The organism is Streptomyces sp. WAC04114 (genome assembly GCF_019733245.1).
Classification (GTDB): Bacteria; Actinomycetota; Actinomycetes; order Streptomycetales; family Streptomycetaceae; genus Streptomyces; species Streptomyces massasporeus_A.
Map to the genome: position 1 here is coordinate 1 of NZ_JAIGQA010000002.1, position 26,927 is coordinate 26,927.

24 protein-coding genes and 1 pseudogene are annotated in these 26,927 nt (G+C 69.5%); 2 read left to right on the forward strand and 23 right to left on the reverse strand.

The genetic code is table 11. The annotated features are described in order from the left end of the window. Positions 1 to 366 (reverse strand): annotated as a pseudogene (locus K4G64_RS00880) (2-methylisoborneol synthase); the annotation flags it as partial. Between the two features lie 83 nt (positions 367 to 449). Continuing rightward, entirely contained in the window at positions 450 to 1,865 is a 1,416-nt protein-coding gene (locus tag K4G64_RS00885) for a family 2B encapsulin nanocompartment shell protein (RefSeq protein ID WP_221754090.1), read from the reverse strand. Positions 1,866 to 2,145: 280 nt separating this feature from the next. Here K4G64_RS00885 and K4G64_RS00890 point away from each other — a divergent pair, with 280 nt between their 5' ends. After that, positions 2,146 to 3,057: a MerR family transcriptional regulator gene (locus K4G64_RS00890; protein ID WP_221754091.1), complete on the forward strand. Its 912-nt coding sequence runs from the start codon at positions 2,146 to 2,148 to the stop codon at positions 3,055 to 3,057. Between the two features lie 27 nt (positions 3,058 to 3,084). On the opposite strand, the gene K4G64_RS00895 is transcribed toward K4G64_RS00890, so the two are convergent. After that, positions 3,085 to 3,591 carry a hypothetical protein gene (locus K4G64_RS00895; RefSeq protein ID WP_221754092.1) on the reverse strand — a complete coding sequence of 169 codons (507 nt, stop codon included), beginning with the start codon at positions 3,589 to 3,591 and terminating at the stop codon, positions 3,085 to 3,087. A gap of 147 nt (positions 3,592 to 3,738) precedes the next feature. Between K4G64_RS00895 and K4G64_RS00900 the strand changes: the two genes are divergently transcribed. Then, the gene (locus K4G64_RS00900) at positions 3,739 to 4,218 is read left to right on the forward strand and encodes a GNAT family N-acetyltransferase (protein WP_221754093.1); all 480 of its coding nucleotides are present in this window, start codon (positions 3,739 to 3,741) and stop codon (positions 4,216 to 4,218) included. Here the strand turns inward: K4G64_RS00900 and K4G64_RS00905 are convergent. The 20 genes from K4G64_RS00905 to K4G64_RS01000 all read right to left on the reverse strand — a co-directional run bounded on the left by K4G64_RS00905 (position 4,212) and on the right by K4G64_RS01000 (position 26,923). Continuing rightward, the gene (locus K4G64_RS00905) at positions 4,212 to 4,361 is read right to left on the reverse strand and encodes a hypothetical protein (RefSeq protein WP_221754094.1); all 150 of its coding nucleotides are present in this window, start codon (positions 4,359 to 4,361) and stop codon (positions 4,212 to 4,214) included. The two genes, K4G64_RS00900 and K4G64_RS00905, sit on opposite strands and share 7 nt — an antisense overlap. Before the next feature lie 15 nt (positions 4,362 to 4,376). Further along, the gene (locus K4G64_RS00910; protein WP_308122171.1) at positions 4,377 to 5,777 is read right to left on the reverse strand and encodes a serine/threonine-protein kinase; all 1,401 of its coding nucleotides are present in this window, start codon (positions 5,775 to 5,777) and stop codon (positions 4,377 to 4,379) included. Between the two features lie 522 nt (positions 5,778 to 6,299). Beyond that, positions 6,300 to 7,286, reverse strand: a complete 987-nt coding sequence (locus K4G64_RS40950) for a BtrH N-terminal domain-containing protein (RefSeq protein WP_221754096.1) — start codon at positions 7,284 to 7,286, stop codon at positions 6,300 to 6,302. Positions 7,287 to 7,376: 90 nt separating this feature from the next. Then, a complete protein-coding gene (locus K4G64_RS00920; RefSeq protein WP_221754097.1) occupies positions 7,377 to 9,155 on the reverse strand; it encodes a carbamoyltransferase C-terminal domain-containing protein in 1,779 nt (592 codons plus the stop codon). Between the two features lie 15 nt (positions 9,156 to 9,170). Then, positions 9,171 to 9,566 carry a pentapeptide repeat-containing protein gene (locus K4G64_RS00925; protein ID WP_031106464.1) on the reverse strand — a complete coding sequence of 132 codons (396 nt, stop codon included), beginning with the start codon at positions 9,564 to 9,566 and terminating at the stop codon, positions 9,171 to 9,173. Between the two features lie 17 nt (positions 9,567 to 9,583). Further along, the gene (locus K4G64_RS00930; protein WP_221754098.1) at positions 9,584 to 10,621 is read right to left on the reverse strand and encodes a BtrH N-terminal domain-containing protein; all 1,038 of its coding nucleotides are present in this window, start codon (positions 10,619 to 10,621) and stop codon (positions 9,584 to 9,586) included. Between the two features lie 4 nt (positions 10,622 to 10,625). After that, positions 10,626 to 11,378 carry a DNA alkylation repair protein gene (locus tag K4G64_RS00935; protein WP_308122172.1) on the reverse strand — a complete coding sequence of 251 codons (753 nt, stop codon included), beginning with the start codon at positions 11,376 to 11,378 and terminating at the stop codon, positions 10,626 to 10,628. Beyond that, positions 11,375 to 12,871: a B12-binding domain-containing radical SAM protein gene (locus tag K4G64_RS00940; protein ID WP_221754099.1), complete on the reverse strand. Its 1,497-nt coding sequence runs from the start codon at positions 12,869 to 12,871 to the stop codon at positions 11,375 to 11,377. The genes K4G64_RS00935 and K4G64_RS00940 overlap by 4 nt, the downstream gene beginning before the upstream one ends. A 15-nt stretch (positions 12,872 to 12,886) precedes the next feature. Continuing rightward, positions 12,887 to 13,720, reverse strand: coding sequence for a carbon-nitrogen hydrolase family protein (locus tag K4G64_RS00945; RefSeq protein ID WP_221754100.1), 834 nt, complete (start codon positions 13,718 to 13,720; stop codon positions 12,887 to 12,889). Continuing rightward, on the reverse strand, positions 13,720 to 14,427 hold the full coding sequence (locus tag K4G64_RS00950; protein WP_221754101.1) for a class I SAM-dependent methyltransferase: 708 nt from the start codon (positions 14,425 to 14,427) through the stop codon (positions 13,720 to 13,722). Before K4G64_RS00950 ends, K4G64_RS00945 begins: the two co-directional genes overlap by 1 nt. Then, positions 14,414 to 15,796: a coproporphyrinogen-III oxidase family protein gene (locus K4G64_RS00955; protein WP_221754102.1), complete on the reverse strand. Its 1,383-nt coding sequence runs from the start codon at positions 15,794 to 15,796 to the stop codon at positions 14,414 to 14,416. Before K4G64_RS00955 ends, K4G64_RS00950 begins: the two co-directional genes overlap by 14 nt. After that, entirely contained in the window at positions 15,793 to 16,767 is a 975-nt protein-coding gene (locus tag K4G64_RS00960) for an ABC transporter ATP-binding protein (protein ID WP_221754103.1), read from the reverse strand. The genes K4G64_RS00955 and K4G64_RS00960 overlap by 4 nt, the downstream gene beginning before the upstream one ends. Next, positions 16,760 to 17,536, reverse strand: coding sequence for an ABC transporter permease (locus K4G64_RS00965; protein WP_260459824.1), 777 nt, complete (start codon positions 17,534 to 17,536; stop codon positions 16,760 to 16,762). The genes K4G64_RS00960 and K4G64_RS00965 overlap by 8 nt, the downstream gene beginning before the upstream one ends. After that, positions 17,536 to 18,387 (reverse strand): carbon-nitrogen hydrolase family protein, encoded by an 852-nt coding sequence (locus K4G64_RS00970; protein ID WP_221754104.1) that lies wholly within the window; start codon positions 18,385 to 18,387, stop codon positions 17,536 to 17,538. The genes K4G64_RS00965 and K4G64_RS00970 overlap by 1 nt, the downstream gene beginning before the upstream one ends. Continuing rightward, positions 18,384 to 19,565: a tyrosine decarboxylase MfnA gene (gene mfnA / locus K4G64_RS00975; protein ID WP_221754105.1), complete on the reverse strand. Its 1,182-nt coding sequence runs from the start codon at positions 19,563 to 19,565 to the stop codon at positions 18,384 to 18,386. Before mfnA ends, K4G64_RS00970 begins: the two co-directional genes overlap by 4 nt. Position 19,566: 1 nt before the next feature. Further along, positions 19,567 to 20,355 (reverse strand): carbon-nitrogen hydrolase family protein, encoded by a 789-nt coding sequence (locus tag K4G64_RS00980; protein WP_221754106.1) that lies wholly within the window; start codon positions 20,353 to 20,355, stop codon positions 19,567 to 19,569. Beyond that, positions 20,352 to 21,290, reverse strand: coding sequence for a carbon-nitrogen hydrolase family protein (locus K4G64_RS00985; RefSeq protein ID WP_221754107.1), 939 nt, complete (start codon positions 21,288 to 21,290; stop codon positions 20,352 to 20,354). The genes K4G64_RS00980 and K4G64_RS00985 overlap by 4 nt, the downstream gene beginning before the upstream one ends. Before the next feature lie 70 nt (positions 21,291 to 21,360). Next, on the reverse strand, positions 21,361 to 22,398 hold the full coding sequence (locus K4G64_RS00990) for an AMP-binding protein (RefSeq protein ID WP_221754108.1): 1,038 nt from the start codon (positions 22,396 to 22,398) through the stop codon (positions 21,361 to 21,363). Next, on the reverse strand, positions 22,395 to 25,430 hold the full coding sequence (locus tag K4G64_RS00995) for a flavin reductase (RefSeq protein ID WP_221754109.1): 3,036 nt from the start codon (positions 25,428 to 25,430) through the stop codon (positions 22,395 to 22,397). Before K4G64_RS00995 ends, K4G64_RS00990 begins: the two co-directional genes overlap by 4 nt. Further along, positions 25,427 to 26,923 carry a 4-hydroxyphenylacetate 3-hydroxylase N-terminal domain-containing protein gene (locus tag K4G64_RS01000; RefSeq protein WP_221754110.1) on the reverse strand — a complete coding sequence of 499 codons (1,497 nt, stop codon included), beginning with the start codon at positions 26,921 to 26,923 and terminating at the stop codon, positions 25,427 to 25,429. The genes K4G64_RS00995 and K4G64_RS01000 overlap by 4 nt, the downstream gene beginning before the upstream one ends. Between the last annotated feature and the right edge of the window lie 4 nt (positions 26,924 to 26,927).

Below are 26,927 nucleotides of genomic sequence, written 5' to 3' on the forward strand. Positions count from 1 at the left end.
CGCCTGGTCCGGTACCGGGGGCTGGTGCCTGCGGGCCAAGGAGAGCGACGACGTGCCCGGTCCGGTCGGTCCGCGCAGGATCCGCTGGAGGGCGGAGCCGGCCGCGGTCGCGGTCGCGACAGGCGTGTCCGGTACGGCCGAGGCGGCAGCTGTGGCGACAGGCGTGTCCGGTACGGCGGAGACGGCCGCGGGGGGCGGTGGCGGGCTGGAGATCGGGACCGGCGGGTGCAGTGCGGCGAGGAACCGCAGGGCCGTCGGCGGGACGGGAGCATGGTGCACCACCGGCATGGCCGCGTCCGGCACGGTTGCGGGCGGCGTCGGTTGCTGCTCAGGGGGTGATGATCCGAGGGGCCCGGAGTCGGGCATCGGCGGCTCCTTGCTGCGGTGGGGTGGGCGCTCCGTTGCGCGCGGAGGTGACCGGAGGTGGACCTGGCACGCGGATCAGGGCTTCAGTGAGGCCTGGGGGCGATCTGGACGTTCTCCATCACGCCGAGTGCGTCGGGCAGGAGCACCGCGGCGGAGTAGTAGGTGGTGACGAGGTAGGAGATGATCGCCTGTTCGTTGATGCCCATGTACCGCACGGCAAGACCCGGTTCGTACTCGTCCTGCAGCCCGGTCTTGCGCAGGCCGATGACGCCCTGGTTCTTCTCGCCGGTGCGCATCGCGATGATGGAGCTGGTCTGCTCCTTGCTGATGGGGATCTTGTTGCAGGGCAGGATGGGGACCCCGCGCCAGGCGGGGACGGACTGTCCGCCGAGGTCGACGTGGTCGGGGTAGAGGCCGCAGGCGTTGAAGCCACGTCCGATCGCGGCGATGGTCCTGGGGTGGGCGAGGAACATCTTGGTGCCGCGTCGGCGGCAGAGCAGATTGTCCATGTCGTCCGGGGTGGGCGGGCCGGAGTGGGGCTGGATGCGCTGCTTGAAGTCGGCATTGTGCAGCAGCCCGAACTCGCGGTTGTTGATCAGCTCGTGTTCCTGACGCTCCCGCAAGGCCTCGACGGTGAGCCTGAGTTGCTCCTCCGTCTGGTTCATCGGACCGTTGTAGAGGTCGGCGACCCTCGAGTGGATCCTCAGAACGGTCTGGGCCACGGAGAGTTCGTATTCGCGCGGCTCGAGTTCGTAGTCGACGAAGGTGCCCGGCAGGTCCGCCTCGCCGACATGGCCTGCCGACATCGCGATCTCGGCCTCGCCGTGCTTGTTCTGCCGGTGGCGCGCGCGGGAGCGGTAGGTGTCGACGTGAGCCTGCAGGATGGGCGCGGAGGCCTGGACGGCGGCGAAGTCGGCGCGGGAGAGGGTGAGAAGGGTGCCGGAGGTCTGGGCGGTGACCGTGCTCTCGTGGCGGGCGTCGGGGTCCAGCAGGGCGTTCTCACCGAAGCGGTCACCGTCCGCGAGCACCCCGAGGGCGATCTCGCCGCCGTACTTGCCCTCGGAGGTCTGGCTGAGCCGGCCGTGGGCGATCAGGTGGATCCGGTCCGCGGGACCGCCGCGCTCGGCGAGGACGTCGCCGGCCGCGAAGTCGTGCTGTGTGCAGCGGTCGGCGAGTGCGGTGAGGACGTCCGTGTCCTCGAACCCGCGCAGCAGGGCGAGTTCGCCGAGTTCCCTGGGGATCACGCGGACCGTGGCGCCCTCCTGGACGAACTCGATGCACCCGTCGCCGACGGTGTGTCGCAGCCGCCGGTTGACCCGGTAGGCGCCGCCGTCGGCCTCGACCCAGGGCAGCATCCGCAGCAGCCAGCGGGAGGTGATCTCCTGCATCTGCGGGACGGACTTGGTGGTGGTGGCGAGGTTGCGGGCGGCGGCGGTGCTCAGGGACTGCTGCGGCGCGGCGCGGATGGTCTCGGCTTCCGGGATGCTGTCGACGGTCATCGGAGGTGGTTCTCCTCGCACAACGGGGCGCCCGACGCACACGGGTGCGCCGACCGGGAGACTAGGGAGGGGTGGGCAACTAGCGGGAGGAACCACGCGGATCCGCCCACCTGCAGAAGCTATCCACTGGGTGGGCCGTATCCACCGGGGAGACGAGATGCTTACCTCGAAGCAGTGACAATTTGTTGAATGCGGTTTATCGGCGTGTGCGGTGAGATCACCGCCTTCTCGCTCGCGAGGCGCTTGAGTCTCCGGCGACTGGAAGGTCCAGGGTTTCCCCATGGATGACGAACACCCCGACGTGCTCACCATCGGCCGGCTCGCGCGCCGCACCGGACTTTCGGTGCGCACCCTGCGCTTCTGGTCGGACGAGGGAGCGGTGCCTCCCGTGGCCCGCTCCGCGAGCGGCTACCGGCTGTACGACGCCGGGTCCGTGGCCCGCGTCGAGCTGGTCCGCACCCTTCGGGAGCTGGGCCTCGGGCTCGACGAGGTGTGCCGGGTGCTGAGCGGCCGGACCACGGTCGCGGAGGTCGCCGACGCGCATGTGGCGGCGCTCGACGCGCAGATCCGCTCCCTGAAGGTGAGCCGGGCCGTCCTGTCCACCGTGGCGACACGTGGTTCCACCGCCGAGGAGACCGCACTGATGAACCGGTTGGCGCGGCTTTCGGCCGCCGAACGCAAGCAGGTCGTCGACGAGTTCAAGGAGGAGGTGTTCGGCGGTCTCGACGTCGAGCCGCGCGTGCGCGACCGCCTCCGCGCCTACAGCGTCGACCTGCCCGACGATCCGACCCCCGAGCAGGTGGACGCCTGGATCGAACTGGCCGAGCTGGTGCGGGACCCCGGCTTCCGCGCCCGGCTGCGCACCTGGATGGAGCTCAACACGCCCGTACCGGGGCAGGGTCGTCCTCCCGGGGCGTCCATCTGGTGGGCCCGGCTGGTCGTGCAGACCGTCGCGGCAGCCCGAAGGCGCGGGGTCGCCCCCGACGGTCCGGAGGCGGCCGGCATGTTGTCCGAGCTGTTCGGAGACGCCGACCGGGCCGCCGTACTGCGCAGCTTGGAGGCCGGGACCGCGGCAGGAGCGGAGCGCTACCGCACGCTCGTCGCCCGGGTGCGCGGGCAGGGCGCGTCGCCCGACGCGACCGAGGAGTTGGCGTGGCTGAAGCGGGCCTTGCGCACAGCAGATCCGGCCTGACCGGCTGCGGCGCGCGGCGGACTCGGGTCAGCCTGCGGCGCGCCACCATGCGGGAGACACGCTGAGGCTCCAGACCTCACCCGCCTGCCTCCCGGCGTGTTCCTCCGCGCGGACGAAGATCCTCACGCCCGACTCGGGCACCCGGTAGCGGCGCATGTCTTCCGGCGTGCCGTCCTCGTCCGGCTCGGGTTGGAGCGAGCAGCCGAGCCCGGCGATCGCGGCGGCCAGGTCCTCGAAGCGCGTCGAGGGCGCGAAGACGCCGTACGCTCCGCGCAGGCCCGCCGGTACGGACGCCTCGGTGTCCCGCCGCAAGCGGTGCACCTGCACACTCACCCCGAAGCAGGACCAGGCTCCGGCCTCCTCCTGGAAGGACAGTTCCACGAGCCCGTAGTCCCGGCGCAGCAGGCTTCCGTCCTCGGCATCGAGGAAGTCGGTGCCGAGCTTGGCCTCCCATGCGGCGGGCTGCGTGCCGATGCCCAGGCCCAACACGTGGCCGCGGGTGGCGACGCGGGCGTAGAAGTCCAGGTCGGACATCTGCGTCCTCCCTCTTGTTCTCCCTCTTGTTTCGCTCAGCACCCTGGCATCACCGTCCGGACATTACCGAGCGGTAGCTTATCGCCCCGATGTGCCCGGTGCGCAGCGGGAACGCCCCCTCCCGCCGGGGTGCGTAACATGCTCCGTATGCAGGTGCCCAGTACATCCATGCGTGGCGAGATCGTCATACGCAGGGCGGTCGCCCGAGACGTCAAGCGGCTCACGCGGCTCGTGCGCGGCTCGCGTGCCTACGAGGGACAGTACGCGGCGATGGTCGCGGGCTACCGCGTCGGGCCCGACTACGTCGAGGCGCATCGGGTGTTCGTGGCCGTCGACGCCGATGACGCGGGCCGGGTGCTTGGCTTCTACTCGTTGGTCCTCGTGCCGCCGGAACTGGACCTGCTCTTCGTGGCGGACGGGATGCAGGGCCGTGGCATCGGGCGGCTGCTCGTCGAGCACATGAAGTCCGAGGCGCGCGCGGCAGGCCTGGACCGTGTCCGGGTGGTGTCACATCCCCCGGCCGAGGGCTTCTACCGCAGTGTGGGCGCGCTCCCCACCGGGACCGTCTCCGCGAACCCGCCCGCCGTGGCCTGGGACCGGCCCGAGCTGGAATTCTTGATTCAGTAGTCGCCGACCGAAGCCTGGCCGTGGGGCGCTCCCACTCCGAGCACATCGAGCATCGCCCGCCGGCCGTCGCCGTCGTCGGCGACGGCGACGGCGTCGGCGAACTCGAGGCTCCTGGGGTCGACCAGCACGTCACCGTCGTCCACCACGGCGAACGTCCGTCAGCGTGAGACGGGCTTCTTGCCCTTCTGCTTCACGCGCGCGTGCCCCGGTCGTTGGTCGTGGCCCTTTGCTCCGCCCTTCCCCACTGCCTGGCCCACGGGGTGGGTGGTGGGCGGTGAGCTGTCAACGGGCCGATTTTCACGGAACGTTGGTGCGGCGTCCCGCAGCGGCTGAGCGGAGGCGGAGGGGCTGCGCGAAGGCCCGGTGGCCGGGGCGGAAGGCCGGTCGTCGTCGTGAGCCGTGGTGCCCGGGCGCGTGGAAGGGGCGACCGGATCAGGGGCGGACCGGGCCGCTTCACCCGTGGTGTCCTGGTGTGAAAAGCCCTCGGTGACCACCAGGCCGGCGGCGGCGAGGGCGGCCAGCGCGGCCGCCGCCCCTCGGGTTCGAAGGCGGCCGCGGAGGGAGGCGGAGCGGGGCAGGTCCTGACGGAGACCTGCTGAGGCGTGCGAGGCAGCGGGCGCCTTCGCGGCCGGCGACAAGCTCCGGTGTGTGCGGTCGGCGGAATCCGCGGTCGTGGGAGGCACGGCGCTGAGCGCCGGCCGGGCCACGGACGCGACAGGGTTTGCCGGACTCGTTCCGGCAAGACGGGTCAGGGCTCGGGCGCACGCGCGGGCCGTGGGGCGCTCCTGCTCCTCCAGGCTGGTCATGTCCCGCAGCAGGCCGGCGAAACCGTCGGACAGGGAATCCGGGAGGACCGGCGGGCGGTGGAGGCGCGCTATGGCGGCCTCGAGAGGGCCGCCGTCGTACTCGAGTCGGCCGGTGAGGCATTCGAGGAGGACCAGGCCGAGGGCGTAGACGTCGGCGGGCCGGCCCACCGGTCGGCCCAGCACCTGTTCGGGAGAGAGGTAGGCCGCGGTGCCGGTCATGGTTTCGGTGGCGGTGCGCGTGGTCGCGTCCAGGAGCCGGGAGATGCCGAAGTCCGTGAGATGGGGGCGGCCTGAGGAGTCGAGAATGATGTTGGACGGTTTGACGTCCCGGTGGACGATCCCCACCTCGTGGGTGTGAGCCAGCGCTTCGGCCAATCCGGCACCGAGCGCCGCCGCCGCTTCGCACGACAGGGGCCCCTCGGCGATGCGGGACTTCAGGGTGCGTCCGTCGATCAGCTGCATGACCAGGAAGGCGTCGCCGTCGTGGTGTCCGGCGTCGAAAGCGGTCACCAGTCCCGGATGCTGCAATCGGGCGAGGATCTCGGCCTCGCTGCGGAAGATCTCCTCCGTGTCGAAGCCGGTGCCGGGGCGGAACATCTTCACCGCGACCGGCCGCCGCAGTCGCAGGTCGAACCCCCGGTGCACGTCGGCCGCCCCACCCGAACCGATCAACGCGTCCAGACGGTAGCGGCCCGCCAGGATCCGGGCACAGCCCCGAACAGCCCGGGTGTCCCGCACCTCGCACAATGCCACGACGATCTCCCCACTCCGCACACTCGCACCACCCAGCCCCCCGATGCCGAAGGGCCGCCGCACGCAAGTACCCACCCGTCCGGCGTTTGCACCCTCTCCGTGGTTCCTCCATGCCGCCGCATCCTGCCCTGCCGTCGCGCCGCCGGACCCTCCCCCGACGCACGGAGCCATCTTCGCGCGCGGGCTGCGGGAGTTGGTGCGGCTGTCCCTCGTGGCGCCAGGGTGGCGGGACGCTCCCGGGCGGACGGACGGGAGCGCCCGGGCCGTCGCCGACGAGTACCGGGACGACGTACCCGACTTCGACAGGCGAAGGGACCGTGGGGCCCGGGCTCTTGGTCTCGACCCGGTCCGAATGCCGTCCGCGGCGACGGCCCTGGCCCGGCTCGTGGAACTCAGCCGGGGGCCCGTGGCCGCGGAACATCTGGTCGTCGGGTACGACGGAGATCCGCTCGGCCCTCTCTTGTCCCGCACCCTTGGTGTCTCGCCCTCACCATCCTCCCGCTCGACGACGGCGTCCCCGGGTCAGCTCGACAACTCCAGAAGGCGCTGCATCAGGTGCTGTTCCTTGTCCGCGGCCTCGTGTACGAGTTTTGACGCGCTGTGGAGGGATTCCCGTGACGACGCGACTCCCGCCTCGTTCAGGAGGCCGGCTACCTCGGTCCACTTCTTCGAGACCTCGCGGTACGCGTCCGAGACCTCCTGGTACTCGCCGGTGCCGGTGATCTCGGCGGTCTCCGCGAGGAACTCCGCCCACATCGTGCGGAACAGGCCGCCGCCGGTGCCTGCGTCCTCCATGATCGTGCAGATCTCGGGAAGGCTGTCGGCGGGCGAGTCGAGGTCGTCGAGCCATTGCGGCATGAGGTCCGCGACTTTGTGCATGCCCTTGTATCCGAAGTTGGAGATCGGCGGGTTCAGAAATTCTTCCGCCGACTTCTTGATGCCCTTGCGTGCGGCTTTCCCCAGATCGGGAAGGCCGCCCTTCGGGAGATCGAGGGTGAAGGCACGATTGCGGGAACTCATCGGCCCCCGGGCGTTCCGCGCTTTCGCGAGGGATTCCCCGGAGCCCCATTGCAGGCCGAGCGGCCGGGTTTCGACCAGTGCGAAACGGTCGTCGTCATGGCCGACGCAGGCGACATAGTGGGCCGCGAACCGGAAGTCGTCGGTGGAGTAGTCGAGGAAGTAGCGGTCGAGCTTGAGCCCGACGATGGTTCCGGATTCAAGCTCGGCCAGCAGATGTTCCTTCGCCCGCTTCACCGACGACGTCTCATGTACGGACAGGCGCAGTTTCAGCGCAGTCGCGAGATTCTCCGTCAGCGTGTCGGGCTTGATCCGGCCACCGATGAACGGGGTCGGCATCTGCTTCGTCCGCCAGTAGATGAACGACAAACCACCGGCGAGTCCGAAGATGAGCGATTCCGACAAGTCGACCTCTCGCTGCCGCAAGAGATTCACGAGGGTGGTCGACTCGCAATGATTGCCGACGTACGGATCTTCTTCTAAAAGCGACACTTGTTCTCGTCTCCCTTCCTTCGCGTAGAGCGTAGCGCAAGCCCCTGAAGTGCGATTGCGGACGCCGGAATCAGGGAGGTCTTCACTCGTTCAGATTCGCGAAACGAGGAAGTTACCGAGGAACAGATGATCCATCTCGGTCTTGAGGAAGCAGGACAGGGCATCCGTCGGCGAGCAGACGATGGGTTCGCCGGCGACGTTGAACGAGGTGTTGATCAGGCAGGGAATCCCGGTCAGCTCGGTGAACTCCCTCAGCAGCCGGGCGAGCAGGGGGTTGCTCTGCTCGGTGACCGTCTGGATCCGTGAGGTGGCGTCGACGTGGCAGGCGCCCTGGATCTTTTCCTGGTACTCGGGCCGCACCGGAACCACGAAGGTCATGTACGGCGAGGACGTCTTCTTGCCGAGCTCGAAGACCTCGGGCGCCAGGTGCTCCAGGACCACGGGGGCGAAGGGCCGGAACTGCTCGCGGTGCTTGATGCGTTCGTTGATGATGTCCTTGATGTCGGGGAACTTGGGGTTGGCCAGGATGCTGCGGTTGCCCAGGGCGCGCGGACCGTACTCCATACGCCCCTGGAACCATCCGATGACGCAGCGCTCCTGCATCAGGGTGGCGGCCTCCCGGGGCACGTCCGCGGGGTCCAGCTCTCGCCAGACGACCTGGTCGGCGTACTGCTGGAGGGCCGTCTGGATCTCCTGGCCGTCGTAGCTCGGGCCCAGGTAGGGCGAGGTGTCGACCCGGGGCGGTGTGCCCGCCTGGCCACTGGCGAACAGCGCCGCGCCGATGGCCACGCCGACGTCGCTGGCACCGAAGCTGACATCCATCTGGGTGAAGCGTGAACACTCCAGCAGTTTGCTGTTGTTGACGCAGTTCAGGGCGAGTCCGCCCTCGAAGATCACGCGCGGCAGGTCGCTCCGGGCTTCCAGCGTCCGGATCTGGCCGGCGGTCACGGTCTCCAGCATGTGCTGGGCCGCACTGGCCACGCGGACCCGGTAGTCGAACTCCTCCCGGTCCTCGGCGCTGCCGCCGAAGATGCGGTCGAAAAGCTCGTAGTAGGCGGGTACGGCGTTCGCCGGATAGGGAATCCTGTACGTACCGTCGGGGCACATCTCGACCACGTGCTCCAGGAACGGGTTCGGCTCGGGCGGCGGGCCGTAGCCGGCCAATCCCATCACCTTGTACTCGTCGTTGTTCGGGACGAATCCGAGGTAGCGCGTCACCACGGAGAAGAGCATCGCCAGGGAGTGCCGCGAGTCGATGGTCATGTCGTCGAAGATCTTCACCTCGCCGTCGCGCACCTCCCCCATGATCGCCGACAGCCATTCGGCGCGACCGTCGCTGACCAGGAAGGCCGCGTCCGAGCCACCCGACAGGTGGTATCCGGTCATCAGATGCGCGATGTGATGCGGGACCCGGACGAGCTTCTCGGGGCTCAGCCGATGGCCCGTGTACTCGAGGAAGTCCGCCTGGGTCGCGGCCTCGCTGAACATCGCCTCATGGGTCTCCGCCAGACGCCGCAACCGCGCGAACTTCTGCTCGACGGACGCCTCGCGGTCTTCGGTGATCTCGGTGATCATCTTGTTCAGCACGTCCTGCGAGAACTGCCAGGAGAAGGCGAACGTGTCGACGTCGTCGAAGGTTATGCCGGCCGAATCCAGGCACCAGCGCATCGCGTTGACCGGGAAGCTCGACGTCTTCTTCTCCCGGTTGAGCCGTTCCTCCTCGACGGCGGCGACCAGCTTCCCGTCGATGACGAGCGCGGCGGACGAGTCATGGCCGTACAGCAGGTGGCGGTCGATGCCGGTGGCGCGAAAGAGGCGTCCGAAGATTTCCGCAGACTTGCCGAATCCGTTGTAGCCCAGAACGATCATGAGGAGCTCCTTTCGCTATGGCCAGATCGTGAGGTAGTCCGAGATCACGGTGGATCGCCGGAAACCCGCGTCGAGCACCGCGCCGGTCAGATCGGCACCGCTGAGGTCCGCGCCGTCCAGGTTCGCCCCCACGAGGCGGCAGCCGTTCAGCTCGGCCAGAATGAGGTACGCCTCGCACAGATCGGCGCCTTCGAGATTCGCGCCCCTGAGGTCCGCGGACATCAGATACGACTCGGTCAGCACGGCGTCCGTGAAGTCCGCGTCGGCGAGTTCGGCGCCCTGCAGGTCGGCGCCGTGCAGCCGCGCCTTGCGCAGGTCGGGGCGGAAGGGGCCCTGCGCCCGGCGCCGGCGGGCGTGCTCGTTCCAGCGTCGGGGGCCCTGGAGCAGTACGGTCTCGTCCTCGGTGGGCATGTCTGTCGACCTCGCGTCTACAGGGTGGTGAGCGCGGTGAGCGCCCGCTTCTCGACGTCCATCGCGGACCGGGCCGTGTCCGCCACGGCGTCCACCAGCGTCTTGAGATCGTCGCGGGCGGTGGCGGCCCCCGCTGCCAGCAGGGCGGATCCCAGGTTCGACCAGAGCCGGCCGCTGTCGAGGAACCGATCGGCCGCGTCGGCGTAGCGCGTGTCGCCGGTGCTCTCGGCGACCCTCGTCAGGTAGCGGCCGATCATCGGGCGGAACAGCCCGCCGCCCGTGCCGAAGGATTCGATCTGCCGCCCCAGGTGCAGCAGTTGACGCGCCAGCGCGTCGGTCCGCACCACGTGGCCGGACAGGTCCACGTCCTCGACCTCGCCGTGCTTGGACTGCGGCCAGGACGCCGCCGTCGTGGCCAGCAGTTTCATCCCGGGGATGCCCAGGTTCCGGCTGCCCGGCTTGAGCACCTCGCGGCACAGGGTGCGCACGGCCACCGGGCCGACGCGGTCCAGCTGTGGGGTTCGCCGCGGCGCGCCGAGGACGTACACCTTCCAGTCCGGGTTCAGTGGCGGCGAGTTGCGGCTGGACCGGGCCGCCTGCAGCTCGGCCGCGCTCACGGTGACGGGTTCGTCGAACGCCGGATCCGACACCTCGAACGCGTCGGTGCCCAGTGGGCGGACCACGTTGACGAAGTATCCGCCGAAGGAGGTTCGGCCCTCCAGACCCCAGTACGGGAGCATGCCGAGGTCCACCCGGGTGATGACGGCGGGTGCCGATGCGAGCAGCCTGGCCAGGCCGTCACCGGACTTCGGCGTGTGCGCGGCGACCTCGACGCCCATCAGCCGGGCCGCCCGGAGCGGCATGATCGCCTGTTTGCCGACGACGATGTCCGGCGCGTTGCCGTTCGCCGGGAAGAACGAGAAGCCGAAGCCTCCGTCCAGCCCGAACACGATCTCCTCGTCGACGTCGTAGCCACCGGCCGCGAGGACGGCGCATTGGCAGGCCGACTCGCAGTGGATGCCCCGCCGGTGGGCGTAGCGGCCGGACTCGTTCATCGCGTCACCCCTGTCCCAGTGCCATCAAGGACCGGCGCAGCGGCGGGTCCATCTTCTCCACCGCGTACCGGAACGTGTCGCGGGGCATCTCGGTGTGCCAGGTGCGCAGGAACTCGGCCACCTCGTCGGGGTGGACCTCGGCGGTGACCTTGAGCAGCCAGCCCGAGCCCTTCTGCACATAGGTGTCGTCGTCGTGCATCAGCCGGACGCAGTTGTCGAGGACGTGCGACAGCGGCAGTTCGAAGACCGTACGGCCCACTGTGCGCCGGACGAACTTCACGACGGCCACGTTCGCGGCGCGTCTGGCCCACGGGGAGGCGGACTCGGCCCAGCTCCGGGTCCGTGGGATCAGCTCCAGGTGCCCGAGGAAGAACGGGTAGAGCAGCTTCAGGCACATGTCGTCGCACTGAGCCCAGTTGGACACATACGTCTCCAGCCAGTGCCGGCAGCGGTCCAGCAACTCCTCGCCCAGTCCGGTCCTGGCGACCTTGTGCAGGACCGCGAAGCCCAGAAGCACCTCCTCGTGGTACTCGGCGTGCGCCAGCAGCTCCTCGGCGAGGAGCAGCCGGGTCGCCGCGGGAGTGTCGCGCCGGTCCCGGAACCAGTCGGTCGCGATCTCGACGACCGCGGCGTTGCCCACCCCGAGGGCCCGGATCTCGTGCGGGAAGTAGCGCTGCATGCGCACCGCGAAGTCCGGGTCGGCCTTGGCCGCGAGGGTCTTCGACAGCTCGTGCGCGGCGGTTGGAACATTGATCACTTGGTGCCGATCGTGAGTTTGAGCGGCTGGGCGGTCGGCTTCGGCGCGCGTTCCAGCCGGGGCTTGCCTTGCATGACGTACTCGTATTCCTGGTGCATGTCGGCGACGGCCTGAACGGTTTCCGTCGAACGGTCCGTCAGGTTCTGCCCGCCCAGGCCCCACCACAGGTACCAGTTCTTGTGGCTCAGGTAGGCGTCGCGGACGAAGTCGAGCGTGTCCCGGTCGGCGAGAATCGCCGGCTCCACGTAGAAGGCGGGGACGAACGTGCCCTGGCCCTCCCGCAGGATGCCGGCCTTGACGGCCTGGCGCTGCAGCTTGGTGCCGCTGAGGATCCGGATGCCGAGGTTGGCGTAGATCTGGGCCGGGTTCAGGTACCGCTCGGTGAAGCGGATCGACTCCCTCAGTGCCTGCGGGGTCTCCCCCGGCCCGCCGAGGAACACGCAGTGGGTGTGTTCGATCGGGCTGGCCGTGAAGAGGCGGTCGATCTCGAGGACGCGGGCCATGTCGAAGCCCTTCATCAGGTCCGCCAGGGCCTCGTCGGTGAGGGCGTCGGTGCCGAGGTCCACCCGGATGCAGCCGGCCGCGTGCAGCAGCTTGACGAACTCCGGTGTGATCGCGTTGGGCGTCAGCTGGCAGTACCAGGGCACGTCGAGCTTGGCGCGGATCATCTCCTCGCACACCTCGGCCGCGTACTCCATCGGGTAGTTGAAGGTCGCGTCGACGATCTCGAACTCCCGCACGGCCGGGTTCTCCGCCATCGCCCGCTGGATCTCGCCGACGACCTCGGCCGGTTCCTTGAACCGGTCGCCCTTGCCCTCGGTCTTGCGGATGATGCAGTAGGAGCAGAACAGCTTGCAGCCCCGTTTGGTCTGCAGGGTCTCGATGGCCGGCTGGTGGTCGCGGGTGAGGTCGGAGGCCGCCGAGACGCCCTCCTCGAAGTACCGGGGGTCGTACACGGACCGGTCGGGTTCGAGCGCGCCCAGGTCGAACGCCTGACTCGACTGGTTCTGGCAGAACTTGCCGTTGTCGTCGAGGTAGCAGAGCCCCGATATCGACTCCGGCCGCCCGCCGGACTCCAGGTAGTCCAGCAGCTGGACGATTCCGGCCTCGCCCTCACCGGCGATGCCGTAGTCCGGCTGGGCGTACTCGAAGAACGACAGCGGCTCGACCGAGAAGCCGGAGCCGCCGAGGACGACGGTGGCGTTGGTGTACTTGCGCACGCACTGGACGATCTTCTCGGTCATGGGGCCGAAGAAGACCGGGTCGATGAACGTCAGGTTGTCCAGGTTGCGCACAGCGATGCCGACCACGTCGTAGGTCCCGGTGGTCAGCTTCTCCCGGACCGCCTTGAGCTCCCGGGACTCCCAGAGCAGGTCGAGGACGTCGACCTGGTGTCCGGCGTGCTTGAGCGCGGCGCTGATGTAGGCCATGCCGATGGGCAGCGCCGGCCGCGGTACCCGGATCTTGTTGGTGGAGATGAGCAGTACGCGCATGGGCCTTCACTCTCGTCAGGACTGCCAGTACGTCGCCGGCTGCAGGTCGCCGCTCAGGGTGGCTTTGGTGCGGTAGCGGCGCATACGGTCCAGGTCGACCTCGACGACTCCGACGCCGGGCTCCTTGCCGAGGTCCACCATCCGTTCGTCGCCGTCGACGAAGTCGAATCGCTCGGCCTCCAGGAACAGCGGGTCCGCCAGGACCTGGCTGCGCCCCATGTAGCCGAATCCGGCGTACAGGTTGTTGCCGATGCCGGACGCGAACGCCACGACGCACTCGGCGTCCACGGCCCTGACCGGCAGGCGCATGTTCGCCACGTAGGCGAACATCTCGGGTACCAGTGCGGAGCACACGATGATGTCGACGCCGCGGCGGCAGTACTCCCGCGCGACCTCCGGGAAGTTGATGTCGTAGCCCTGCATCAGCCCGATCCGCCCGAACTCGACGTCGAAGACGGGGTATTCGGATCCGCCGCTGAGGTAGCGGGCCTCCAGTTCGTGGCAGTGCACGCGCCGGTAGTGGCCGAGCAGGGTTCCCTCGGGGCCGCACAGCACCGAGGTGCTGTAGTACTTGCCGTCGTCGCCGCGCTCCAGCAGGCCGGCCACGATGTGCACGCCGGCCTGCTTCGCCTGCTCGCGCAGGAAGTCGGTCTCGGGTCCCGGTATGGTCACCGACACGTCCGCGACCTCCAGGATGTTGCCGGAGGTGGAGAACGCCTCGGGCAGGCAGATCAGGTCCGCTCCCTGCGCGACGGCCTCGCCGATGTAGTGCTCGGCGCGGCGCAGGTTCTGCGCCGGCTTGCCGAGCTTGGACTCCATCTGGACGACGGCGATCTTCGTCCCGGGCATCAGGTGCTCACCGGTTCGAGGGGACGCGAGGAGATCACCAGGCCGAGGTCCTCCTCGACCACCTGCCAGTCCGCGAGGCCGGCCTCCTGGAGCAGCTCGGCCGCCTCGTCCCGGGTGTAGGCGGCCTGCAAGGAGCGCATGAACTCGTCGCCGCCCTCCTTCACGAACTGCAGGATGAAGGTGATGTGCCCTTCCTCGGCGTGCCGGTTCATGTCCTCGATGATCACGACACCGTCGGGCTTGCAGATCCGGGCGCACTCCTTCAGCGTCTCGACCGGCCGGCGCCAGCGGTGCAGCGAGGAGAACGAGAACACGATGTCGGCGGAGTCGTCCGGGAAGGGCAGCCGGTTCAGCTTGGCCATCTCGAACTCCACGTCGCCGGCGCTGTTGGCCCATACGGCGAGTGTCAGGTTGTCCTCGGCGACGTCGACGAGGTTCTGGTTCTCCTCCACCCCGGACACCGCCAGGTCGGGCAGCTTGCCCGCCACGTGGAGGGACAGCAGGCCGGTGTTGAAGCCGACTTCAACGAGGTCGGTCATCCCGTCGCGGACGTTGGCCATGATGCGGTCGCTCGGCCGCTTGTACGCCATCAGCGCGGAGCGGCGCATGCCGAGGTCGTAGAAGCGGACCTTGTCGATGTCGTCGTGCGGGGACGGCTGGGGCACCCGGTCGGTCAGGTTCAGCAGTCGGGCCTCAGTGGTGGTCACAGCCGGCCTCCTCGTCCTTGGGCCGCGTGGTGATCTGCAGGGGAATCGGCTGGCTGGAGATGAAGTTGGAGATGTCCGCTCCCAGGTGCTGCGGGTAGCGCCGGAATTCCGGCGAGTAGAACGCCTTGGAGATGTTGTCGAGGTAGTACCAGCCCTTGGGGCCGGTGACCTCGATGCCGTTCTCGTCGGCGGTGATGAGTTCCTTCTCGATCAGGTCGTCGATCTCGGCGCGGAACATCTCCATGAAGTCGACGCCGTGGATGCGGCGGAATCGCTCCCGGTTGACCCGGCCGGCCTTGACGCCCAGCACCATCGACCGCCGGATCGACTCAGACTTGGTGATGTGCTTGCCCATGGAGATCGGCAGCCGGCCCTCCATCACGGTCTGGATGTAGCGGCCGATGTCGGGCTCGTTGAAGTACCAGTGGTCGCGCAGGTGGCCGGTGGCGGTGGGGCCGAGGGGGATGATGGGGATGTCCTCGCTCCACGACGTCTCGCCGTACTTGGGCTGGAAGCCGGGCTTGGCGAAGCAGTCGCCGTAGTAGCCGAGGAAGCCGGCCTTGGAGAGCTTCTCGGCGGCGAACAGGAACATGTCGTCGACCACGGCCTTCTCCGGGACCGGCGGCAGCTTCCTGCGCTTGGTGGAGATCTGCGCGAACTCCATGTACGTGTAGAAGGAGATGCAGGTGACCCCGAGTTCGATGGCGACGTCGAGGCTGTGCTCCCAGCTCTCCATCGTCTGCCCGTTGATGCCGTGCATCAGGTCGATGTTGATGTTCTCGAATCCGCACCGGCGCAGCAGCCGGATGCTCTCCTTGAGCATCTCCGGGTCGTTCGGGCGGCCGATGTTCTTCAGTTCCTCCGGGACGAAGGTCTGCACCCCGAGGCTGATGCGCCGGATGCCGCGTTCCAGCAGGACGGTGGCCTTGCGCTCACTGATGTCGACCGGTGTGGTCTCGATGGAGAAGTCCGCGCCCTCCTCGACGTCGAAGCTGCTGAACATGTGGCCGAGCAGATCGTCGAGTTGCGGGGCGGTGAGCGCGGTCGGGGTTCCGCCGCCGATGTAGCCGAGGGTGATGACGTGGTCCTGGATGTAGGGCCGCTCGGCGTAGTTGGTGATCTCCGTCTTCAGCGCGTCCAGATAGGTGCGGGTCAGGTCGCGGTCGGTCTGGTGCTTGATGTACGGGCAGCTGAAGCAGAGCCGGTTGCAGAAGGGGATGTGGACGTACACGCCCATGGGCTTGCGCGTGAACACCTCCTCCTCGTTCACCGGCACGTGCTTGGTGGGGTACTGCCGCACCCACTCGCTGTCGCGCTCCGGGTACTCCTTCCAGAACGGCATGCTCGTGGTCGTGGTGGTGATGCTCATGCGATGTCCTCCGGTTCGACTTGGTCGACGATGGAACGGACGACGTCCGCCAGAGTGGGCTGGAAGTAGGACGCGGAGCGCAGGGCGAGGCCTGCGGCGTGGGCCCGGGCGACCACCTCGGCCAGAGTGCCTTGGTGGTCACCGTCGGTCAGGTCGAGCCGCACGCCCTGGTCGACGGTGCGGACGGAACGGACGGCGCCGCCGGCCTGCGCCTCCTGCCCGGCCCAGTCCTGCAGCCGTTCGAGGTGGGACTCGGTGAAGGCCTCCAGGATCAGGCTGGAGCGCTCGCCCCACCGGGTGACGGCGTCGAGCGAGGCGTCCTTGATCTGGCGGCCCTGGTGGAGCACCACGACGGAGTCGGCCAGCGCGAGCAGTTCGTCGCGGTGATGGCTGGCGAACAGCACGCCGACGCCGTCCTTCTTCAGGCTCCCCAGCAGCTCCAGCAGCGTCTCGCGGGCCGTCGGGTCCAGGCCCGTGGTCGGCTCGTCGAGGATCAGCAGGTCGGGGCGGTGCGCCACGGCGCAGATGACGTGCAGCTTGCGCTGGCTGCCGCCGGAGAGGCTGCGCACGTACTGGTGGCGGTAGCGCTCCAGGTCGGCCAGGGCGATCAGCTCCTCGTAGCGGCCGGGGTCGGCCCGCCGGAGCTTGAGCTGATGTTTGACATACGTCTCGACGCTGACGCCGTCCGGGAGGTCCTTGGCCTGCTGGACGTATCCGATGTGGCGGCCGACCTGCCCCCAGCGGCGGGGCGGGGTGCCGCAGATGCGGACCTCGCCGCCCGACGGGCGCAGCAGCCCGGCGACGAGGCGGATCAGTGTGGTCTTGCCGGCGCCGTTGGTGCCGATGATGGCCACGCCCTCGCCGGCGTTCACCGAGAAGGTGAGGGAGCGCAGGGCGAAGTCGGGGCTCACGCGGTGGTCGAGCCGGGAGACCGACAGGACCGGCGCTGCGGTGCTCGGGGTGTCAGCCATGGCCGATCCTCCTGCGGAAGGCCCAGGCGGCGATGGAGAGGGCCAGGAACGAGTAGGCGACCGCCAGCACCGATGCCCCGGTGGCCGAGACGTCGGGCGAGGTGGCGGCGCGGAAGATGTCGACGTGCACGGAGAGGGGGAGCCGGGCGAAGACGTCGCCGAGCGTCCCGAGGTTTTCGAGGGGGAAGAAGATCCCGGCGAAGTACATGAGCGGGATGACGATGATGTTCACGACGGCCGGGAAGGAGATCTCGTTGGTGTACGTCGCGATGAGGATCCCGAGTCCGGCGAAGGCCGTGCAGGCGGTGAAGAAGCCCAGGACGAACAGCGGCACCGACTCGATCCGGGCGTCGAAGACCCCGACGCCGAGCAGCAGCACCAGGACGAACTGGAACAGGCACTTGAGCACGACCCCGACGATCCGGGCGAGCAGGAACCCGGAGTACGACAGGGGCGAGAGGATCAGGTCCTCGATCGTGCGGCGGTTGCGGTCGATGATGACCGTGTAGCCGACGGTGTAGGTGCAGCTGAACATGATGCCGGCGCCGATGATGCCGGGGAAGACGAAGCCGAAGTAGTTGGCGGCCGTCGGCGCCGGGCTCACCATCTGGTCGGTGGCGGCCCCGAAGGCCAGCACCATCGACACCGACGTCAGCAGCGTCGACACCGCGAACAGGCGGTTGTCGAAGAACTGCCGCATGTCCATCACGACCAGCCCGAGCACGTCGCCGAGCCAGCCGGACTCCGGCTGCATACGCGTTGCCCTCATCAGGCGGGCCCCCCGTGGTTCGTGGTCCAGGTCGAGCGCAGGTCGTCGTGGAACGGCAGTCCGGCGCGGACCTTGCGCCGCTGCCGCCAGTGCACGTCCGCGTGGATCACGGCTTCCTGGCTGCCCGGGTCGGCCTCGGCGAGGATGTCGGCGTCCCGGTCCTCGCGGGCGTCCTGCACCAGACCGTCGACGATCATGCTGCGGCCGACGTAGCTCATGTTCGCGAAGCGGTTCTCCCCCACCCCGCTGGCGAAGACCAGCGCGCACTCGTTGTCGGCGGCCCGGGCGCGGCACAGGGAGCGCACCGGGTGCGAGAACGGCCCGAAGAGGTTGGCCACGCAGACGACGAGGTCGGCGTCCTGGGCGAGGTACTGCCGGCTCGCCTCCGGGAACCGCAGGTCGTAGCTGACCTGGAGGCCGATCCGTCCGACGGGTGTGTCGATCACTTCGCCGGGCGAGCCGGTGGAGATGTACTCGGACTCGCCCACCCATACGCAGGCGCGGTGGTACCAGCCGAGCGGGTCGCCGCCGGGGCCGACGAGCACGGCCGCGTCGAAGACGTCCCGTCCGGCCGACAGCAGCACACCCGCGGCGATGTGCATCCCGAGGGTGCGGGCCTGCTCGGCGAGGAACTCGACGACCGGGCCGTCCTCGGTGGTCGCGTCGGTGCGCAGCGTCGGGAAGTTCAGGCCGGTGGCGAACGTCGCCGGCAGGCACGCCAGGTCGGCCTCGCGTTCTCGTGCGGTGGACAGCAGTTTGGCGGCTCTCGCCAGGTTCTCGTCCCGCTGTCCGGGCTCGATCCGCAGCTGCAGGGCGGCGAGCCGGGTGCGGGCGCCACGGAAGAGGCTCATCGCGGCGCCACCTCGGCCGTGGCTTCCTTGCACGCCCGTTCCAGCACCGGAAGGAACTCGTCCACCATCGCGGGTGTCACGTGCCGGGTGACGACCAGCCGCAGGGTTTCGCCGAATCGCTTCGACGTGGAGACGATCCAGCCCTTCGACTCCAGCAGCTGCGAGATGCGGACCGCGTGCGGCATCCGGACCACCACGATGTTCAGCTGCGGTTCGGCGAACAACTCGTGCCCGGCGGCGCGCAATCCGTCCACCAGGTACTTCGTCACCTCGAAGTTGGTCCGCGTGAGGTCGCGGAAGCCGTCGCGCCCGAGGTGCTCCAGCACCGCGTAGGTGGACACCGCGGCGGCGCCCGGCCGGGTGCCGAGCAGGGTGTTGTGCACCGGCGTGTCGATGAAGAACGAGTCGACGGCGAAGCGTCCGGCGTCCTGGGCGCCGCGGAACAGGATCGCCCCGGCGGGGACGTTGGCCAGTCCGTACTTGTGCGGGTCGATGGTGATCGAGTCGACGCCGTCCACGGTGAAGTCGAACTGGGGCAGGTCGTGGCCGAGTTCACGGGCGAAGGGGATGATGAAGCCGCCGGTGGCCGCGTCCACGTGCAGGTGCACGCCGCGTCCCGCCACCACGGGTCCGATCTCGTCGACCGCGTCGACCACACCGAACTCGCTGCTGCCCGCCGTCGCGACGACCGCGACGGTGTGCTCGCCGATGCGCCGGGCCACCTCGGCGGCCGGCAACCGCAGGGAGTCGTCGACCGGCACGATGACCGGGGTCAGCCCCAGCAGGCCGAAGACCTTGGTGAAGGAGAAGTGCACGGTGCTGCTGACGACGACTTCGGGCCGGTCGGTCAGCCGTCCCCGGGCGCGCGCCGACTCGCGGGCCACCAGCATCGCGATCAGGTTCGCCTCGGTGCCACCGGACACCAGACTTCCCGACCCGCCGGGGTTGCCCATCAGATCGAGCAGCAGTGCGACGACCTTGCGCTCGATCCGCTTGGTGCCGCGGAAGATGCGCACGTCGCCGAGGTTGGTGTGGGCCGCGGCGGACGCCATCTCGACGCCCAGCGGATGGGGTTCGGTGCAGATGGAGTTGAGCACCCTGCTCCAGGGCACGTCGTCCGCCATCTCCGTCGCGATCCGCCGTCGGACGTCGGAGGCGGAGGCACCGGCGTTGCGCATCTCAACTCACCTGCGCCGTCAGGTCCGCGTACAGCTCCGTGCGGCGCGCCCACAGCCCGAACCAGAGGGTCTGCTGGAAGCGCAGGTCGGGTTCGCGCAGGTGCCGGATCCTCTCGACGTCCCAGGGCGCCTCGATGACACCCTCGTCGGTGCCCGCCTCGGCGACGAAGCCCTCGGGTGCCGCCACGGCACTGCCCCCGCCGCAGCGTTCGCTCAGCGAACCGGCGAAGGCGACGGCGACGGTGTTCAGGGTCGCGATGCCCCACACGGCGGCGCGCTGCGACGCCTGCTGCCTGCCGTCGAGGGACCCGGCGACCAGCAGCAGCTCCGCACCGGCCAGGCATTCGATGCGTGGCGGTTCGACCAGCCAGAAGTCGGGGCCGAGGAGCACCCCGACGTGTCCGTACGGCGTTTCGACGACGGGGAAGTCGTCACCGGTGCCGGTCGTCCCGTCGGGCAGGACGGGCCGTTCCACCCGGGCGCACTCCGAGCCGCTCGGGTCCAGCAGCCTGGCCACCTGCGCCAGCCCGCCGCCCGGCCGGGTCTCCGCCCACGATCCGGTGAGCACGTAGGTGCCCCGGGTCCGCGCCAGGGTCGCCAGCCGGTCCAGGCACCGTTCGTGCAGGGGCCTGGGCAGCGCCTGGACGTCGCCTGCGGTCGTGAACGCGTTCTCGGGGAGGACGACGAACGACGCCTCGTCGGTCACCCGGCGCTCGAGATCGTCGAGTACGGCGGAGGCCGTCGCCTCGGGGGTCGCCCGGCGGGCGTGCTGCGCTACGAAGATGGTCACGAACGAGTCCCCTCATGTGTGCTGGTCCCGGCGGCGGGCCGGCCCCGGTCCGGGCCGCCGCCCCCGGACAGGCTGGCCCGCAGTTCGGCGGCGAGGTCCCGGTCCGCTCCGGCGTACGGGGTGAGCAGCGCCCGGTAGGCGTCGGGCCTGCGGAGTTGCTGCCAGCGGCGGCCGTCGCCGTCCGCGGGCTCGTCGATGTCGACGACGAGGGTCTCCGGCTCGTCGCTGCCGGCCTGGGCGAGCACGCCCTCCGGGCTCGCGACCAGACTGGTGCCGGCGAAGTGGATCTCCACGAGCCGGTCGCCCCGTTTGCCGCGGACGACTCCGACCGAGCTCGCGTAGACGATGTTGACGTCGTTCAGATACGCCGCCGTGCGCAGGGCGTTCACCATGAGCGGCTGGTTCTGCCCGAGTGTCCCGCCCGGGACGAAGATCGTCCGTGCGCCGGCGAGCGCCAGCAGCCGGACGACCTCGGGGATCCAGAAGTCCGAGCACACGGCGATGCCGATCTGCCCGAACTCGGTCGACAGCACGCCGAGTGCGTCCGTCTGGCGGCACACCACCATCTCGTTGCCGAAGGGGTGTGCCTTGATGGCGCGTCCGGTGATGACGCCCTGCCGGCCGATCAGCAGGGACGTGTTCCGGTACATGCCGTCCTGCAGGTCCTCGACGAGCGACCCCAGCAGGATGTGCGTGTTGAGTTTGCGGGCCAGGGACTGGAAGCCGTCGACGATCGGCCCCGGGATCGGGGTGTCGGTGAGTCCCTTCAGCCCGTCCTGCCCGGGCATGTACCACGGCGGGCCGAGCAGGAACTCGGGAAAGCACACCAGGTCGATGTCGCCGGCCGCGCAGACGTCCTCGATCGCCTGGTAGGCGTTGCGCAGGCCGTCTTCGTGATCGTCGACCCACTGGGTCTGTACTACCGCTACCCTCATGCGTCTTGTCTCCTCGGGATGCCACCGGGTGGATGGGCCGCGGCGACTGCGCGCCGCGGCGGGGTGCGGGTCATGACGGGGCGGTACTCCAGTCCTGCACGCCGACGAGCGTGACCTCGGCCTTGACGCCGAGCGCCTCATCGATGGCGCCGCGGATCGCGCGCCGCATCGCGCCCGCGTCCACCGCGCCGGAGTCGGCCACGGCGCAGGTGACGTGGAAGGTGCCGTCCCGGACGGTGCAGGCGAAGTGCGGTGCGAGCCTCCTGTGGCCGAAGACGATCCGCTCCACGTCCAGCGCCGAGACCAGCCCGTCCGGTCCGCGTACCGCCGAGGCCACGCTGCCCAGCGGCACCAGGACCCGGCTCGGGGAACCGCAGGCGCAGCGGCGCTCCGCCGGCCACAGCTCGACGACCTCACCGGTCGGTGAGCCGTCCAGGATCAGCTCGCCGCGCAGACCGCCGCGGACCTCCGCCCGGAGGCGGTGGTCGCACAGGTGCAGTGCGCCGTGGTCGCAGGCCACGGCGACCGTCGGTGTCGACGGCGTCCCGTACAGCGCGGAGGTCTTCGCCGCCCAGGCGGCGCCGATGCGGTCGAGGCGCTCGGTGGAGCAGGCCTCCCCCACGCAGACGATCGTCCGGATCGTGGAGTGCGCGGGCCGCTTGCCCAGCGACGTCGCGAGACCCGCGAGCTCCGCGGCGAAGCTCGGCGAGCACACCAGGGCCGTCACCTCGTACTGCTCGATCAGCCCGAGCAGTCGCGGCATCGGGCAGATGGTCCCGCTCGTCCCGACGCTGATCACCGAGGCGCCGACCATCTCGATCACGCGGTCCACCTCGGCGCCGATGAACGACAGTTCGTACGGCACGGCCGAGACGACCACGTCGTCCTCGGTCAGCAGGCGGCCCAGTGCCAGCGTCAGGTCGATCTGGTTGCGGATCCACTCGTCGCGGGTCAGCACGATCGGCTGTGCCTCGCCCGTGGCGTCGACCCGTTCGCCGTACCGGGCACGGAGCGACGCGTCACCGTCGTCCGCCGCGGTGCCGGGGTCTCGGGTGAGCAGTTCCAGGAACTGTTCGTAGTGCGTCGCGAGCGACGTGGTCGTGGTCACCTGGCCTCCGCTTCCCGGGCGAACCGGCGCCACCCGTAGTCGTCGAGAGCGCTGTCTCCCCGTTCGGCCCGGAGCAGGGGCCGGCGGTCGGTGCCGCCCTCCATGTCGACGCTGACGACCGTCGCCAGGACGAACTCGTGGTCGCCGATCCGGTAGGTCGATTTCAGGCTGCAGTCGATGGTGCCGACGGCGCCGGAGAGCCGCGGGCAGCCGTTGGCGGACGGGGTCCACGCGAGGGCGTCGAAGCGGCTGTCCGGCCTGCCCTGCGAGAAGGCGTCGGACACCTCGTGCTGGTCCTCGCCGAGGATGTTCACGCAGAACCGGCCGGTGTCCGCGATGGCGTTCCAGCTGGTGCTGCCCGAGCGCACCAGGAAGCCGATCAGGGCGAGTTCGTCGGAGACGACGGTGAGGGAGCCGATCACCAGTCCGTACGGTGTGGGTCCGTTCCGCTCGGACTGCCGTGCCGTGCCGGCGACCACCGTGACGGCCCGTGGGAGAAGCTCACCGATGACCCCGAGGTCCGGCGCCGCACCCGGCTGGAGGCGTCCGGCGGGTTCGGGCACCGGCGTGGCCGCGCCGGGTTCGTCACGCAGCCGGCGTACGAACTGTCCGGTCACGCTCGCCGCGTTGTCCGCGAGGTCCTCCGGTGTCCCGCTGTGCACGATCCTGCCGCCCTCGCGGCCGGCGCCGGGTCCCAGGTCGATCACCCAGTCGGCGATGTTGATCACCTTGAGGTCGTGTTCGATGACCACGATGGTGTTGCCGGTGGAGATCAGGCGCTCGAAGAGGGCCAGAAGGTGGCGGATGTCGGCGGCGTGCAGGCCGCGCGTCGGCTCGTCGAAGATGAACAGCGTGCGGCTGCGGCGTTGTTTGAGCAGCTCGCCCGCCAGGTTGAGCCGCTGCGCCTCGCCCCCGGACAGCGTGGTCGTCGAGCAGCCGAGTTGCAGATAGCCGAGGCCGAACTCGCGCAGCACGCCGAGGGCTTGGACGACCTTGGGGCTGCTCGTGGCGTCGAACCAGTCGAGTGCGTCCTCGACGGTCATCGACAGCACGTCGTGGATGTTCTTGTCGCCCAGCCGCACCTCGAGGACGTGCTCCTGGAAGCGTCGGCCCTCGCACTCGGGGCAGACGATGAACTCGCTCTTGAAGAGGGTCATCTCGATCTCGGCCAGCCCGAGCCCCTTGCAGGACTCGCACCGTCCGCCGGCGACGTTCGGGCTGAACTCGCCTCGGCCCAGGCCGCGCTCGACCGCGTCGGCGCTGCCGGCGAAGGCGTCGCGGATGTGGTCGCTGATGCCGATGTAGGTGACGAGCGTGCTCCGGCTGGAGCGGCCGATCGGCCGCTGCTCGACGTAGATGACGTCGTCGAGGGCTTCGGCTCCCCGGATGCCCGTGCCTTCGGCCGCCGCGCCCGTCGATCGCTGGGCGATGGCCCGGGATACCGATGCGTGGATGCCGGCCACCAGGGAGCTCTTGCCCGCGCCGGACACGCCGGAGACGCAGGTGAGCCCGCCGAGCGGGAACGTCGCGGTCTGGTCGACCACGTTGTTGCGCGTGATGCCGCGCACTTCGAGCCAGGACGCTTCGGCGAGCTCGGCCCTCGCCCGCGAGGGTCCGCCGGACAGCATCGCGGTCGCCGTCGGCGAGTCACCGGAGTTGAGCAGGTCGGCGAAGCGGCCCTCGAAGACGATCTCGCCGCCGCGGGAGCCGGCCCCGGGCCCCAGTTCGACGACCCAGTCGGCGGCACGGATCACCGACTCGTCGTGCTCGATGACGATGACGGTGTTCCCGAGATCGCGCAGCCGTCGCAGTGAGGTGAGGATCTTCCCGGTGTCGGCCTCGTGCAGACCGGCGGTCGGTTCGTCCAGGACGTACATGACGCCGGTCAGGTCGCTGGCCAGGTGCTGCGCCAGCAGCAGCCGTTGCAGTTCACCACCGGAGAGGGTGATGACCGGCCGCTGCAGTTGCAGGTGTCCGAGTCCGACGTCGTCGATGTTCGCGCTCTGTTTGACGATCGCGGAGGCGAGTTCGCGCACCTGCGCCGGCACGGCACCGGACGCCAGTCCGTCGCGCAACCGGGTGATCGAGCGAGACAGTTCGTCGCTCTGGAAGTCGTGGAAGGTGTGCCCGGCCACCGTCGCCCTGAGCGATTCGGGGCGCAGCCGCCCTCCGTTGCACCCGGGGCAGACTTCCCGTCCGAGGTAGTTGGTGAAGGCGTTCTTGCGGGCGGCCGACGACGCGTTGCGGTAGGCGCGCTCCAGGAAGCCCAGGATGCCCTCGAAGCGGAAATCGTTGGTGACCTTGCGGATCTTGAGGGTGTAGATGGTGTCCGAGCCGTGCAGCACCTTCTCGGTCTGCTCCGGGCTGAGCTTCTCGAACGGCAGGGAGAGGTCCAGGCCGATGTCCGCGGCCATCGCCTCGAAGGCCTTGCGCACGTTGGGAACGGCGAACGTCCCCGGGTCGGCGCCGTCCCAGATCTCGGTGAGGGTCTTCGACCGGTCCGGGATGATCTTGTCCAGCGAGAAGCCGACGAGTTCGCCGATGCCGTCGCACTGGAGGCACTTGCCTTCCTTGCGGTTGGGGCTGAAGTGCTTCGCGGAGTGCGGTTCGGCGAAGCAGCCGCAGTCGTCGCAGAACAGGTCCGGACCGGTCGGGCGGAGACAGGCCGGGCAGACCGGCCGCGAGCCGGCGCCGAACAGCAGCCGGTACAGCCCGTCGAGGCCGGTGAGGGTCCCCACGGTCGAGCGGGGATTGGAGTAGCCGCCGTCTCGCTGGCGCAGGGCCACCGGTGGCTGGGTCCCCGCGATCCGGTCGAACTGGTAGTCGCCGTCGCCCATGTCGAGGGACTTGCTGGACAGGGCGCCCAGGTAGAGCGTCTTGGAGTGTTCGAAGAGGGTGTCGATGACCAGGGACGACTTGCCCGATCCCGAGACGCCGGCGGCGACGACCAGCTTCCCCTTGGGGAAGGAGACGTCGACCGACTTGAGGTTGTGGGTCGTGACGCCTTCGAGCCGGATGCTGTCGAGACTCATGTGGTGTCGTTCCGCCCTTCGGCCAGGTCGCGGGCCTGGGTTTCGCAGCGCTGCAGGTCGGGATAGCGGGCATAGAGCATCGAGCGGACCCGGGCGGGATCACCGCGGTTCCACGTCTCGTAGAGCTCCTGGCGCATGCCGAAGCGGTCGACGGCGAGATCGGCGGCGAGGCGGAAGATCCGGGACTTCTCGTCCACGCTCGTCTCGCGCCCGCACATGTAGGTGTCCAGCACCCGGCGCAGCTCGGCGGTGCCGAGATCGGCCTCCGAGGGCTGCATGATCAGACCCGACGCGCCGATCTGCCGGATGATCTCCGAGCCACGGGTCGAGAAGCGGCCGGCGACGGCGTCGAGCGCCGCCGTCGAGCCGGGGGCGAGCAGGCCCGAGGTGGTGGGCCGGCACTCGGCGTCGATCGCGGCCAGGCCGAGCCGGACGATCTCGACGTACGAGGTGAGCTCGCCAAGGAGGTCGGTGACCTGCCGGAACTTGTCGACGCCGATCGCCTGGGCCAGGAGCGAGGCGACCCCGAGCATGGTGCGCAGCCGGTGGTAGTAGCGCACCTGGCCGGTGTAGAGCGACCACTTGTTCAGCTCGCCGAACCCGCGGACGGCCGCCTGGGAGTCGTCGAGCAGGAAGACCCGGTCCATCGGAATGAACACGTCGTCGAACACCAGCATGGCGTCCTGCTCGTCGTAGCGCGCGGACAGGCCGCCGGAGCCCTCGGCGTACGACGAGCGGCACAGGACGCGCAGGCCCGGTGACGCCAGGGGGGCGGCGAACCAGCAGACGTAGCTGGGGTCCTCGCGCAGGTAGTTGGCGGGCGAGAGGTAGATGAGCACCTCGTGGGCGTACGGCGCCAGGGTGGCGATCTGTTTGGCTCCCCGTACGACGATGCCGTCGGCGCCTCGCCGCACCACCCTGAGGCCCAGTTCCGGCCGTTCGGCGGGCGTCGCGGAGCGGTCGATCTGGGGGTCGCCCAGACCGTGGGTCAGCGTGAGGTCGTTCTCGCGGCTGTAGTGGTAGTAGTTCTCCGCGTTGCGCCCGAACTCGGGGTCGACCTTGGCCAGTTCGAACCGGTAGTCGTACAGGCCGACCACGACGTTCGACATGAAGTCGGGTATCCGGGAGAGCTGGCCGTGGGAAGCCTCCGCCCACCGGTGGGAGTTGGCCCATTTGCGGGCGAGGTCGTCCCGGTCGGCCGGTGCCAGGTACGACAGGCTGACGAGCCGGCCGGAGGTGTCCGACCGGTGGAGCATCTCGTCCGCCCGGTCGGGCCGGTGCTGGGCGTCGTAGAGGCCGGCCAGCGTGGACAGCATGGGCCGAAAGCCCGGGTCGCCGGTCACGTCGACCCGGCGCCCCTCGCACCAGACCTCCCGCTCGTCCTTGAGGCTGGCGATGTACTCGTCCCCCCGCCAGGCGCCGCCGGAGGTGCCCGGCAGGAGGGCCGTGTCGCCGGTGGGCTTGTCAGAGGCTGTGGATCCTGTGGTGGTCACCGTC